The organism is Streptomyces sp. RKAG337 (assembly GCF_023701715.1).
GTDB lineage: Bacteria > Actinomycetota > Actinomycetes > Streptomycetales > Streptomycetaceae > Actinacidiphila.
In genome coordinates this window covers 5,720,788-5,733,765 of the sequence record NZ_JAJOZA010000001.1, presented here as the reverse complement: position 1 = coordinate 5,733,765, position 12,978 = coordinate 5,720,788, and the positions used below count along the sequence as shown (strand labels likewise).

Below are 12,978 nucleotides of genomic sequence, written 5' to 3'. Positions count from 1 at the left end.
GCCGGTCAAGCGAACGGGCATGCCTTGACGGTGCCAGGGGCGCTCTTTAGCCTGTCCATAGATATGAATGATGTCCACGGAGGAGAACGATGCCTGCTCCCCGCACCATCCTGCTCACCGGCGCCGCGGGCGGCGTGGGCACCCTGATGCGCGAACTGCTGCCCGCGTACGGCTACGAGCTCCGCCTGCTGGACGTCCGGCCCGTAGCAGGGGCACCGGACGCCGTCACGGCCGATCTCACGGACGCCGACGCGCTGCGCGAGGCGGTCCGGGGCGTCGACGCGATCATCCACCTCGCGGGCATCTCGCTGGAAGCACCCTTCGAGAAGATCCTCCGTTCCAACATCGAAGGGACTTATCACCTCTACGAGGCGGCGCGCCAGGAAGGCGTACGGCGCGTCGTGTTCGCGTCCAGCAACCACGCGGTCGGCTTCACCCCGCGCCCCACCGGTGACGACCCGCTGATCCCGATCGGCACCCCGCACCGCCCGGACACCTTCTACGGGCTGTCCAAGTGCTTCGGCGAGGACCTCGCCTCCCTCTACTGGGACCTGCACGGCCTGGAGACCGTCTCCCTGCGGATCGGCTCCTGCTTCCCCGAGCCGACCTCCGTGCGGATGCTCTCGGTCTGGATGAGCCCCGCCGACTGCGCCCGGCTGCTGCACGCCGCGCTGACCGCCGAGGACGTCCGGCACACCGTCGCCTACGGCAGCTCGGCGAACACCCGCCTCTGGTGGGATCTGGCCACGGCCCGCACGCTCGGTTACGAGCCGCAGGACGACTCCGAGCCCTACGCGGCCGCCCTCATCGCCGAGCAGGGCGAACTCGACCCGGCCAACCCCGACCACGCCCACCTGGGCGGCCCCTTCTGCACCAATCCCCCGGTCTGGCCGTACTGACGGCGGAAGCGGACCGCGCGCCCGGCACGTTCTCCACGGATGACGCAAGGTAATGGAACCGCAAAGCCGGGTCGATCGTTACCCGGGCATGACCGCAATGACACCCGGCTCGAATGTCCCGCTCTCCGTACCGCGCGTAGCGGTGGACGTCACCGCACCCGTGCGGCTCGACGTATCGGGCCTGCTGCTCACCGCCGACGGCAAGGTGCGCTCGGACGACGACTTCGTCTTCTACAACCAGCCGAACGGCCCCGGCGTGACCCACCAGTCGGGCCGCGGCACCGGACCCGACTCCATCACCGTGGACACCGGCGCCGTGCCCGACGGCATCGAGAAGATCGTCGTGACGGCGAGCCTGGACGCGGCGGGAGCCACCTTCGCCGGCACCGAACCGACGGCCACGGTCCGGGACGCCGACAGCGGCAGCGTCATCGCGACGTTCACCCCGCCCCGGCTGGGCTCGGAGACCGCGCTCGTGGTCGCCGAGGTCTACCGGCGCGGCGGTGCGTGGAAGGTGCGCGCGGTCGGCCAGGGGTACTCCAACGGGCTGTCCGGGATCGCCACCGACTTCGGGGTGAGCGTGGAGGAGCCCGCCACCGCCGCTCCGGCCGCCCCGCAGGCACCCGCAGCACCGCAGGCACCCGCAGCCCCCCAGACACCGCCCGCCGCTCCGCAGGGCTTCGGCCCGCCGCCCGTCATGCCGAGCTCGCCCCCGCCGCAGCCCCCGGCCGCGCCCGCCGCTCCGGCAGCGCCCGCCGCTCCCACGAAGATCAACCTGGACAAGGGCCGGGTCAGCCTCACGAAGAACCAGTCCGTCTCGCTGGTCAAGGGCGGCAAGCCGCTGATGTCCTCGGTGCGGCTGGGCCTGGGCTGGGAGCCCGCCTTCGGCGGCCGGGCCATCGACCTGGACGCCTCCGTCATCGCGTACGGCCCGACCCGCAACCACATCGAGACCTGCTACTTCGGCCGGCTCAGCATCATCAACGGCGCCATCCAGCACTCCGGCGACAACCTCACCGGCGCGGGCGCGGGCGACGACGAGACGATCACCGTCCACCTCGGCGGGCTGCCGCCCGAGGTCACCGGCCTCGTCTTCACCGTCAACTCCTACTCCGGGCAGAAGTTCAACAAGGTCGCCAAGGCGTACTGCCGGCTGCTGGACGGCGCCACCGGTGAGGAGCTGGTGCGCTTCGACCTGACCAACGGCGAGGCCCGCACCGGGGTCCTCATGTGCAAGATGGTCAAGCAGTTCTCCGGCGAGTGGGAGATGACCGCCCTGGGCGACTTCATCGACTCCCGCAGCGCCAAGGGCATGGTGAAGCCGGCCGCCGCGGCGCTGTAGCGCCACAACGGCCGGCTGGTCACCTGATCAGCAGGGTCGGCCGGGGCGGCGGGTCAGCAGTGCTTCTGCCGACGCCAGGGGCCGGTGATCGCGAGCATGATCCCCGGCTCCTGGATGTTGGCGAACAGCGTGTGTCCGTCGGGCGAGAAGGTCACCCCGGTGAACTCGCTGTACGCCGGCTCCAGGTCGGTGCCGATGTTCAGCTCGTTACGGGCGATCGGGTAGGTCCGGCCGTCGTCCAGGGCACCGAAGAGGTGCTGGATGCCGGCGCCGTCCTCGGCGATGACGAGGCCGCCGTACGGCGAGACGGTGATGTTGTCGGGGCCGTCGAACGGGCCGTCGGCGCCCGGGTCGGCGTTGACGCCGAGCAGCACCTTGAGGGTCAGGGTGCGGCGCTTCGGGTCGTAGAACCAGACCGCCCCGTCGTGCTGCACCGGGCTCTCGTCACGGGCGTAGGACGAGACGATGTAGGTGCCGCCGTCGCCCCACCACATGCCCTCCAGCTTGCGGGCCCGGGTGACCTCGCCCGCCGCGAACTGCTTGCGCACCGACACGGTCTTCGCGTCGCGGTCCGGGACGTCGACCCAGTCCACGCCGTAGACCGTGCCGGTCTTCGTCGCCCGCGACAGGTCGTCGACGAACTTGCCGCCGGAGTCGAAGCACTTGAACGCCTGCAGCACGCCGGCGGTCTCGCCCAGGGAGTCCAGGTGCCCGCGGCCGTGGTGGAAGCCGGCCGGCGGCGTCCAGCGGTACAGCAGCCCGTTCGGGCCGGAGGCGTCCTCGGTGAGGTACAGGTGGCCGCGCTTGGGGTCGACGACGACCGCTTCGTGCGCGTACCGGCCCAGCGCCTTGATGGGCTTGGGGTCGCGGTTGGCCCTGCGGTTGTACGGGTCGACCTCGAAGACGTAGCCGTGGTCCTTGGTCATGCCGTTCTGGCCGGCCTTGTCCTCGGTCTCCTCGCAGGTCAGCCAGGTGCCCCAGGGAGTCGCGCCGCCCGCGCAGTTGGTGGACGTACCGGCGATGCCGACCCACTCGGCGACATGGCCGCCGTGCTTCGCGACCTCGACGACGGTGCAGCCGCCGGCCGCCGCCGGGTCGTAGACCAGGCCTTCGATGAGCGGCACCGGGTTCGGCCAGGCGGCCCTCTTGCCCTTCAGCTCATGGTTGGTGACGAGCAGCGTGGCACCGCGCACGCCCTCGAAGGTGGCCGTGCCGTCGTGGTTGGAGGGGGTGGACTCACCGGTCTCCAGCGTGGTGACGCCGGTGCGGGTGATGACCCGGTACGCGAAGCCCGCCGGCAGCCCGAGCAGGCCCTGAGGGTCCTCGACGATCGGTCCGTAGCCGAGCTCGGGCGCGTGGTGCCCGGCGGCGGCCCCCTTGGCGGCGGTCGTGGCCGGGGTGTCCGCGGCGAGCGCGCCCGGGGCGGTGGCGAGTACGTCGACGGCACCGGCCAGGACTACACCGGCACCGGTGATCGCCGTGCGCTGAACGAAGTCTCTTCGGGTGAGCGGCACTCTGGGCTCCTTCTGTCGCGGGCTGCGGCGGTTACGCTCCTGCCCCGACAAGAACTCCGTGTGAACTGCGTCCGGCCACGGGCGGGCCACGTACGGATGAGCTCGACAACGCGACCGGACCGGCTTCCTCCGGCCCGGCCGGCACCCGGCGCGACGGCGCCCCACCCCGGTATAGCGGCGCCCCGCCCCTCAGCGCAACGGCGCCTCGCCGCGCGGGCCGCAGGGCGCCGCACCATCCTGCGCGACGCCGTGCGGCCCGGAACGACGGCCGTCGGCGCGGTGTGGACCCCGCGTCGCCTGCCTCAGCCGTTCGCCTTGGAGCGGGCCTTGAACGCGGCCTTGCGGGCGGTCTTGGCGACCGTCTTGTCGGGGTGCAGCCGTCCCATCGCCTCCAGGACGTCCGACGTGGCCGGGTGGTCGACGCGCCACACCGCGTCGAAGAAGCCGTCGTGCTGGGCGACGAGGCCGGTCACGAGTTCGGCGAGCAGCTCGGGTCCGCTGTCCGAGTCGAGCTGCGCTGCCAGCGTGTCGACGGTCAGCCAGAACACCATCGCCTCGTCCGGCGCCGGCACGTCCCGCGCTCCGCGCTCGGTCAGCCACACCCGGGCCAGCCCGCCGAGCTGGCGGTCGCCGAGCACCTCGCGCAGCGCCGGTTCCGCGTCCGGGCCGAGCAGGCTGAGGGTCTGCTGGCACATCAGCCGGCGGCCGGGCGCGCCCAGGTCGTCGCCGGTGGAGGCGGTGAGGAGCTCGCGCGCCGCGTCGTCGGGCTTGCGGCCGTCGAGCCACAGTTCGGCCTCGGCGCGGGCGGCCTGGTCCGGGTAGTCGGTCATCGCGTCCAGGAGCACGGCCGCGGTCCGGTCGGCGAGGTCGCCGGTGGCGGGGGCGTGCGCGCCCGCGTCGAGCAGCCGGGCGCGGACGCCGAACACGCCGAGCGGGGTGAGCCGGACCAGGCCGTAGCGGGAGATCTCCTCCGGGTCGAGTTCCGCCGGCAGGGCCACGTCGCCCGCGCTCTCGTCCTCGTCGGTCTCCTCGATGAGCGCGTCGTCGACCGGCCGGTACTCGATCAGGCCGGTGGGTGCGAGCAGCCGGAAGTGGTCGTCCAGCCGCATCATGACCTCGGTGACCTCCTCGAGGACGGCGTCCGTCGGCTCGCCCATGTCCTCGGGGACGACGAGCGAGGCCGCCAGGACGGGCAGCGGCACGGACTCGTACCCGGCCTCCTCCATCGCGCTGTACGCGTACAGGTTGGCGAGCGCCGTGTCGAGGAACTCGGCCTCCTCCTCCGGGTCCCAGTCCAGCGCGTCGAGGTCCAGGACCCCGTCGTCGTCCAGGTCGCCGCCGATGGCCGCGCGCAGCCCCTCGAAGTCCGGCGAAGCGGCTTCGGCGAGGGCGGTCTCCGCGGTGGCGAGCCAGACCTCCAGGACGTCCTGCGGCTCGCCGGCGGCCAGTTGCGCGAGCGCCTCGCCGGGCAGTGCCGATCCCGCGGGGTCGCCGGGCTCGGTGGCCTCACCGGCGGCCTCGTCGATCTCCAGCTCGACCATGCCGGTGTCGATGGCGATGCCCCAGGCCTGCGAGGTCTCGGCCAGCCCGTCCTGGTCGGCGGTGAGGCCGAGTTCGGCCGCGGCGCGCAGCCGGTCGTCCGCGGTCAGCTCGCCCATGACGTCGACCCGGGTGCCGGGACCGGCCCAGCGGGCCAGCCGGACCGCGCGCTCCAGCAGCGGTACGGCGAGCGCGAGGCGTGCCAGCTCGTCCTCGGGAAGCAGCCGCACCGGCGGCAGGGCGAGGCGGTCAGCGGCCATGGCGGGGTTCTCCTCAACAGCGGTGGGGGGTGACGGCGCCGCGCCAGTGGGGCAGCGCGAACCCAGCCTAGACGCGTCGGCACGCGGCACGTCCGGTTCACCTTCCGGTCAAGGTTCGTTCGCTTTTCGTCCGTTGTCGGGCTCTTGACAACACACCTGCCGTACAAGGAAATTGACGCGCGTAGAACTCATACCGGAGACCGTTGATCGCACTCAGTGACGCGCTCGCCCGTATCCCTCACGGAGGCCACGTTGACCACCCCTCGCTCCATCGGCGCCATAGCCACCGCCGCGCTCGCGGCCGGACTGCTGGCCATGCCGCAGTCCGCGACCGCGAACACGACCGCCGCCGACGGCGTGCGCATTCACGACCTCCAGGGCGCCACCCGGCTGTCCCCGCTGTCCGGCCAGGCCGTGACCTCGGTGCCCGGCATCGTCACCGGCGTCCGCGCCTACGGCTCCTCCAAGGGCTTCTGGATGCAGGACCCGACGCCGGACGCGGACCCGGCGACCAGCGAAGGCGTCTTCGTCTTCACCAGCTCCAACCCCACGGTGGCGGTCGGTGACTCGGTGACGGTCTCCGGCACGGTCAGCGAGTACTACCCGGGCGGCAAGACCATCGGCGACCAGTCCGTCACCGAGATCACCAAGCCGGTGGTGACCGTCGTCTCCGCCGGCAACGCGCTGCCCGCCCCGGTGGTGCTGAACAGCGCCAACGTCCCCGCCGCGTACGCCCCGGCCGGCGACGCGGCGGCCGCCAACAGCATCGAGGCGCTGCCGCTGCGGCCCGCGACGTACGCCCTGGACCTGTACGAATCCCTGGAAGGGATGAACGTCCAGGTCGCCGACACGCGCGTGGTCGGCGCCACCGACCCGTACTCCGAGCTGTGGGTGACGGTCAGACCCAAGGAGAACCCGACCCCGCGCGGCGGCACCGTCTACGGCGGCTACGCGAACCAGAACTCCGGCCGGCTGCAGATCCAGTCGCTGATCCCGCTCGCCCAGCAGCCCTTCCCGACCGCGAACGTCGGCGATGTGCTCACCGGCACCACCGAAGGCCCGCTGGACTTCAACCAGTTCGGCGGCTACACCCTCACCGCGCGCACCATCGGCACGGTCACCTCCGGCGGTCTGCAGCCGGAGACCACCCGCAAGCAGAAGAAGGACGAGCTGGCGGTCGCGACGTACAACGTCGAGAACCTGGACCCGTCCGACCCGCAGACCAAGTTCGACCGGCTCGCCGTCGGCGTCGTCACGCACCTCGCCTCGCCCGACATCGTCGCCCTGGAGGAGATCCAGGACAACAACGGCGCCGTCAACGACGGTACGGTCGCCGCCGACCAGACGGTGAACAAGTTCATCGACGCGATCGTCGCCGCCGGCGGCCCGCGCTACCAGTGGCGCTCCATCGACCCGACGAACGGGACCGACGGCGGCGAGCCCGGCGGCAACATCCGCCAGGCGTTCCTCTACAACCCGGCGCGGGTCTCCTTCACCGACCGGCCCGGCGGCGACGCCACCACCCCCGTCTGGGTCTCCAGCAACCACGGCAAGGCCGCGCTCAGCGTCTCCCCCGGCCGTATCGCCCCCGGCGACAGCGCCTGGGCCGACAGCCGCAAGCCGCTCGCCGGTGAGTTCACCTTCCGCGGCAAGCCCGTCATCGTCATCGCCAACCACTTCGCCTCCAAGGGCGGCGACAACCCGCTGACCAGCCGCACCCAGCCGGTGGTGCGCAGCTCCGAGACCAAGCGCCTGCAGCAGTCCGTCCAGGTCAACACCTTCGTACGGCAGATCCAGGCGGTCCAGAAGGACGCCCGCGTCGTCGTCCTCGGTGACATCAACGACTACGAGTTCTCCGCCGCCGGCCTGCGGCTCACCGAGGGCCGCGCACTGAAGGACCTCGTCCTGACGCTGCGTCCCAGCGAGCGCTACTCGTACGTCTTCCAGGGCAACTCGCAGGTGCTGGACCACATCCTCGTCAGCCCCTCCCTCGGCTCGCCCGACTACGACGTCGTCCACATCAACTCCGAGTTCGCCGACCAGGCGAGCGACCACGACCCGCAGGTCGTCCGCATCCGCCCGTAGCGGCATGTGCGTGCCCGTAGCGGCATGAGGACCGGGACGCCCGCCGGTATCGGCGGGCGTCCCGCGCCCTTCTCGTCGCCGAGTGCTCCGGTAGCGTGGGGGTTCCTCGACGGGACTCACAGGGGGCGTTGGAGATGCGGGAGATCACTTCGGCGGCGGAACTGCGGGAACTGCTCGGGGAGCCGTCGCGGCGGGACGCGACGAAGGAGCGGCCGGGCCTGCACGAGCACGACAGGGCGTGGCTGGCCGCCTCGCCCTTCTGCCTGGTCGCCACCTCGGACGCGGACGGCAACTGCGACGTCTCCCCCAAGGGCGACCCCGCCGGGTTCACGCTGGTCCTCGACGACACCACGATCGCCCTTCCGGAGCGGTCGGGGAACCGCAGGGCCGACGGCTTCCACAACATCCTGGCCAACCCGCACGTCGGCCTGATCTATCTGATCCCGGGGCGCGGCGACACGCTCCGCATCAACGGCCGCGCCCGGCTGGTGCGTGACGCCGCGTTCTTCGACGACATGATCGTGAAGGGCCACCGCCCGCAGTTCGCGCTCGTCGTCGACATCGAAGAGGTCTTCTACCACTGCTCGAAGGCGCTGCTGCGCTCCGCGCTCTGGAAGCACGAGGCCTGGAACCCGGACGCGGCGCCGTCCCGGGCCCGGATCGCGAAGAGCCTGGAACGCAAGGACGAGGAGCTGGCGGACCTGGAGGTCTACTACGGCCCCCGGTACGCCGACAACATCTACAACTGAAAGAGCATGCAGAACGGCCGGCCCCTGTCGTGAAGGGGCCGGCCGTCGCGCTGTTCCGTTGTTCCGGTGCGTCAGTTGTGGCTGTGCAGCAGCTCGTTGAGGCCGCCCCACGAGCCGGTGCGCTGCAGGACCTCGACCGTGCCGGTGGTGGAGTTGCGGCGGAAGAGGATGTTGTCGGCGCCGGAGAGCTCCAGGGCCTTGACGATCCGGCCGTCCGGGAGCGTGACGCGGGTGCCGGCGGTGACGTAGAGGCCGGCCTCGACGATGCAGTCGTCGCCGAGCGCGATGCCGATGCCCGACTCGGCGCCGAGCAGGCAGCGCTCGCCGATGGAGACGACCTCCTTGCCGCCGCCGGAGAGGGTGCCCATGATCGACGCGCCGCCGCCGATGTCGGAACCGTCGCCGATGACGACGCCCTGCGAGATCCGGCCCTCGACCATGGAGGTGCCGAGCGTTCCGGCGTTGAAGTTGCAGAAGCCCTCGTGCATGACGGTGGTGCCCGCGGCGAGGTGCGCGCCGAGGCGGACGCGGTCGGCGTCGGCGATACGGACGCCGGCGGGGGTGACGTAGTCCGTCATACGCGGGAACTTGTCGACGCCGTAGACGGACAGGTGCAGGCCCTCACCGCGGGCGGCGAGGCGCGCGGCCTCGATCCCGGCGATCGGTACCGGGCCGATGGAGGTCCAGGCGACATTGGCGAGCAGCCCGAACAGGCCTTCCAGGTTCTGCCCGTTGGGGCGCACCAGACGGTGGCTGAGCAGGTGCAGGCGCAGGTAGGCGTCGTGCGCGTCGAGCGGCTTGTCGTCGGTCGAGGCGATGACGGTACGTACGGCGACGACCTCCACCCCGCGGCGCGGGTCCGGTCCGAGCGCCTTCGGCGCGGCGGCGCCCAGCAGCTCGGCGGCGCGCTCGGCGGTCAGCCGCTCGGTGCCGGCCGGACCGGGGTCGGCGACGAGCTCGGGGGCGGGGTACCAGGTGTCCAGGACCGTGCCGTCATCGGCGATGGTGGCAAGGCCGGCGGCAACGGCGCCGGTGGAGCGGTTAACGGTCGAAGCGGTCGTGTCAGTCATGCCTCGCACGCTAGCCGCTGGTCACGCCCGATGCCCAACCGGCCCGGCATGCGGAACGGGGATTCCGCCGGAGGCGTCGTGGCCGGGGGCTGCGCGAAGGCGGTCCGTCACGCCTTTCAGGGCGCAAGGCGCCGGCCCGTGCGTCAGCCGAGCAGGCGGGTGAACATTTCGCGGGCGTAGGCGCGGTCGTAGGTGCCTCCGGTCAGGAGGACCTGGAGGCAGATGCCGTCGATGAGGGCGATCAGGGCGCGGGCGGTGGCCGGGTCGGTGTGGGTGGCGAGCAGGGCGGTGGCCTGGTCGACCCATTCCGCCGCGATGGGGCGGACCGCCTCGCGGCGCAGGGCGGCGAGGTAGAGGTCGTAGTCCAGCTCGATCAGGGTCCGGTCGCCGGAGAGCCACACCTCCAGCAGCCGGGACAGCTCGTTCGCGAGAGCGGCCGACGTGGCAGGCCCGGCTCCTGATCCAGGCCCGGCTCCCGATCCCGGTCCGGCTTCTGATCCCGGGTCCGGTGCCGCGAACAGCGGGCTGTCCCTGATGGACTGGGCGAAGCCCTCGTTGGACTGGCGGAGGGCGGCGACGAGCAGGTCGTCGAGGGTCGCGAAGTGGTACGTGGTCGAGCCGAGGGGGACGTCCGCCTCGGCGGCGACCGAGCGGTGGCTGAGCCCGGCGATGCCGCGTTCGCCGACCACCCGGATCGCGGCGTCGATGATGCGGCGGCGCCGGTCGGGGTCGTAGCGGCGGGCCATCAGTGCGACCCGCCGAGGTTGAGCACGATGACGCCCGCGATCACCAGCAGCACCCCGAGGACCTTCGCGGCGTTCGCCGTCTCCCCCATGAAGACCATCCCGATCGCCGCGATGGTCGCGGTGCCGACGCCCGCCCAGATCGCGTACGCGGTGCCGACCTCGATCGTCTTCAGGGTCTGCGCGAGCAGCGTGAAGGCGATGACGTAGCCGGTGATCGTGATCGCCGACGGCCACAGCCTGCTGAAGCCCTCGCTGTACTTCATCGCGGTGGTGCCGAGTATCTCGGCGAGGATGGCGCCGCCCAGCATGATGTAGCCCATGTGTACAAGCGTACGCAACGATGCGTACGCCCGTACACATGGGCGCCGTTCCGCCGGGTCAGCTCACGGTGAACCAGGTCGCGCGGGACTTCTTCCACTCCGGGTGCGTGAGGTCCTTGGCCTCGGTGCCGTCGCCGTACAGGTCGGCCGAGCCGTCGTCGGTGACGAGCTGCGCGCGGGCGCCCGGCACGGTCAGGTCCGGGACGTCCACGACGGCCTCCCAGCCGCCCGCGTCGGTGGTCGGCAACTGCACGCGCTGGACCGGGGCGTGGCCCGGGACGCCGTCCCACGAGTACAGCGCGTACGGGTCGCTGTTGTCGTCGGCGGCCCAGGAGCCGGCCACGATCAGATACTGGTCGGCGGCGTTCTTGCGGATGTCGCGGATGCTGAGGCCGCCCAGGTCGAGCTCGATCGGGGCGCCGAAGGCGGCCTTGGTGCCGGTGATCACCTTGTCGATGTTGGTGACCGGCACGATCAGCGCCTTGCCGCCCGGCACGTGCGGGGCCAGCGGGGCACGGAAGCCGATGTACGCGGTGGTGGTGCTGCCGGGCGCGAACTCCAGGCCCTCGACGTTGAACCCGTCGATCTGCTTGGGCACCTCGCCGGAGGCGGCGCCGGCCGCGAAGCCGTAGTGGTTGCCGTTGGCCTTGTCCCAGGCGATCAGGTCGGCGCGCAGGTTCTTGTACTTGCCGCCCAGCGCGAGCTGGGTGCCGGCGCCCGAGCCGGTCACCGTCGTGGTGAACAGCGTGGCGCGGTCGGCCTTGATCTCGCCGTCCTTGTTGTTGCCCAGCGAGCCGGTCCAGTAGATCGTGTTGCCGACCCGGGCCGCCGCCTCGATGTCGATCTCCTTGGAGACCCCGAGCGAGGAGCTGAAGTCCCAGGTGCGCACCGGCGCGCCGGACGCGGCGCGGTCGTACAGCCGCAGCGTGTTGGACTCGTCATCGGCCACGACGGCGTAGCCGCCGCCGACGTCCACCGCGGCCGAGGCGTCGCTCGAACCGGTGAAGTAGCGGGAGTCCGCGGCGAACTGGACCGCCGGCGAGGCCGCGTAGTGCAGCGTCTTGGTCGCGGTCTTGCCGCCGAGACCGGTGACCTTCAGCGTCAGATCGGTGTAGCCGGAGCCGTGCGCGGCCACCGCGACCCGGCGGGCCCCGCCGGTCCCCGTCACCGTGACGTCGCCCGTGCCCGCGACGGCGGACTTCGAGCTGGCCGAGGCGGCCACCGTGAGCGCCGAGGCGTCGGCGCCGCTCTGCGAGACCGTCGCCGTGACCACCGGGTCGCCGGTCGCGCCGACGGCGCCCGACAGGTACGTGGCGGACAGCGTGATGACCGGGGTGCCGTAGCTCGCGGCGTGCGCGTGGGCGGGAGCGGCGAGGCCCATGGCGCCCAGGGCGAGAGCCGCACCCGCGGCCAGACCGGCCCTGCGGACGGACGGGGAAACGTAAGGCTGCACGAGGAGTGCCCTTCGACGTCGCTGATGTCGTGGCAAACCCTCGGGCACAGCCGCCAACGAGGGACACCCGCAGGGCATACATCCGGCGAACAACGGCGGACGGCCCGCACGCGCGAGGCGTGCGGGCCGTCCGGTGGTGCGGGCGGTGCGGGTGCAGCGCTGCGTGCTCAGCCGATGTTGAAGCCGAGCGCCCGCAGCTGCTCGCGACCGTCGTCGCTGATCTTGTCCGGGCCCCACGGCGGCATCCAGACCCAGTTGATCTTGAGGTCGGCGACGAGTCCGTCCGTCGCCGAACGCGCCTGGTCCTCGATGACGTCGGTCAGCGGGCAGGCCGCCGAGGTCAGCGTCATGTCCAGCGTCGCGACGTTCGAGTCGTCGATGTGGATGCCGTAGATCAGGCCCAGGTTGACGACGTCGATGCCCAGCTCGGGGTCGACGACGTCGTACAGCGCCTCGCGGACCTCCTCCTCGGAGGCCGGCTTGGTGGTGACTACGGACGCGGTCTCGACCGCGGCCTCGGCCACTTCTGCGTTGTCGGTCATGCTGACTCCCTTTCGGACAGCGCCTGTGCGGTCGCGTCCTTCCACGCCATCCAGCTCAGCAGGGCGCACTTCACGCGCGCCGGGTACTTGGAGACGCCGGCGAACGCGACAGCGTCCTCCAGCACCTCCTCCATCGCGTCGTCCGGCTCCAGCTTGCCCTTGGACTGCATCAGTTCCAGGAAGACCTCCTGGACCTTCATCGCCTCGTCCAGCTCGCGCCCGACCACCAGCTCGTTCATCACCGAGGCGCTGGCCTGGCTGATCGAGCAGCCCTGGCCCTCGTAGGAGACGTCCACGATCTTCGAGCCGTCGAGCTTCACCCGCAGCGTGATCTCGTCGCCGCACGTCGGATTGACGTGGTGCACCTCGGCGTCGCCGTCGCGCAGGCCACGCCCGTGCGGGTGCTTGTAGTGGTCCAGGATCACTTCCTGGTACATCGAATCCAGCTTCACCAGTCAG

12 protein-coding genes are annotated in these 12,978 nt (G+C 71.6%); 4 read left to right on the top strand and 8 right to left on the bottom strand.

Going from position 1 to position 12,978, the window contains the following annotated elements:
* Nucleotides 1–89: 89 nt before the first annotated feature.
* On the top strand, nucleotides 90–899 hold the full coding sequence (locus LNW73_RS25440; protein WP_250975306.1) for an NAD-dependent epimerase/dehydratase family protein: 810 nt from the start codon (nucleotides 90–92) through the stop codon (nucleotides 897–899).
* A 97-nt stretch (nucleotides 900–996) separates the two neighbouring features.
* On the top strand, nucleotides 997–2,241 hold the full coding sequence (locus LNW73_RS25435) for a TerD family protein (protein ID WP_250993035.1): 1,245 nt from the start codon (nucleotides 997–999) through the stop codon (nucleotides 2,239–2,241).
* A 53-nt stretch (nucleotides 2,242–2,294) separates the two neighbouring features.
* Here the strand turns inward: LNW73_RS25435 and LNW73_RS25430 are convergent, their stop codons facing one another.
* The gene (locus LNW73_RS25430) at nucleotides 2,295–3,755 is read right to left on the bottom strand and encodes an alkaline phosphatase PhoX (RefSeq protein ID WP_250991493.1); all 1,461 of its coding nucleotides are present in this window, start codon (nucleotides 3,753–3,755) and stop codon (nucleotides 2,295–2,297) included.
* Between the two features lie 302 nt (nucleotides 3,756–4,057).
* Nucleotides 4,058–5,554 carry a hypothetical protein gene (locus LNW73_RS25425; protein WP_250991492.1) on the bottom strand — a complete coding sequence of 499 codons (1,497 nt, stop codon included), beginning with the start codon at nucleotides 5,552–5,554 and terminating at the stop codon, nucleotides 4,058–4,060.
* 252 nt (nucleotides 5,555–5,806) lie between these two features.
* Between LNW73_RS25425 and LNW73_RS25420 the strand changes: the two genes are divergently transcribed.
* The gene (locus tag LNW73_RS25420; RefSeq protein WP_308407728.1) at nucleotides 5,807–7,639 is read left to right on the top strand and encodes an endonuclease/exonuclease/phosphatase family protein; all 1,833 of its coding nucleotides are present in this window, start codon (nucleotides 5,807–5,809) and stop codon (nucleotides 7,637–7,639) included.
* A 134-nt stretch (nucleotides 7,640–7,773) separates the two neighbouring features.
* Nucleotides 7,774–8,388: a pyridoxamine 5'-phosphate oxidase family protein gene (locus LNW73_RS25415; RefSeq protein ID WP_250991491.1), complete on the top strand. Its 615-nt coding sequence runs from the start codon at nucleotides 7,774–7,776 to the stop codon at nucleotides 8,386–8,388.
* Nucleotides 8,389–8,459: 71 nt separating this feature from the next.
* Here LNW73_RS25415 and dapD read toward each other — a convergent pair whose 3' ends face one another.
* The 6 genes from dapD to sufU all read right to left on the bottom strand — a co-directional run bounded on the left by dapD (nucleotide 8,460) and on the right by sufU (nucleotide 12,971).
* Entirely contained in the window at nucleotides 8,460–9,458 is a 999-nt protein-coding gene (gene dapD, locus LNW73_RS25410) for a 2,3,4,5-tetrahydropyridine-2,6-dicarboxylate N-succinyltransferase (protein ID WP_250991490.1), read from the bottom strand.
* Between the two features lie 143 nt (nucleotides 9,459–9,601).
* Entirely contained in the window at nucleotides 9,602–10,204 is a 603-nt protein-coding gene (locus LNW73_RS25405) for a TetR/AcrR family transcriptional regulator (protein WP_250991489.1), read from the bottom strand.
* A complete protein-coding gene (locus tag LNW73_RS25400; protein ID WP_250975311.1) occupies nucleotides 10,204–10,524 on the bottom strand; it encodes a DMT family transporter in 321 nt (106 codons plus the stop codon). The genes LNW73_RS25405 and LNW73_RS25400 overlap by 1 nt, the downstream gene beginning before the upstream one ends.
* 58 nt (nucleotides 10,525–10,582) lie before the next feature.
* Entirely contained in the window at nucleotides 10,583–11,905 is a 1,323-nt protein-coding gene (locus LNW73_RS25395; protein ID WP_250993033.1) for a hypothetical protein, read from the bottom strand.
* A 239-nt stretch (nucleotides 11,906–12,144) separates the two neighbouring features.
* A complete protein-coding gene (locus LNW73_RS25390; protein WP_250975312.1) occupies nucleotides 12,145–12,519 on the bottom strand; it encodes a metal-sulfur cluster assembly factor in 375 nt (124 codons plus the stop codon).
* Nucleotides 12,516–12,971 (bottom strand): Fe-S cluster assembly sulfur transfer protein SufU, encoded by a 456-nt coding sequence (gene sufU / locus LNW73_RS25385; protein WP_138356353.1) that lies wholly within the window; start codon nucleotides 12,969–12,971, stop codon nucleotides 12,516–12,518. The genes LNW73_RS25390 and sufU overlap by 4 nt, the downstream gene beginning before the upstream one ends.
* Nucleotides 12,972–12,978: the final 7 nt, after the last annotated feature.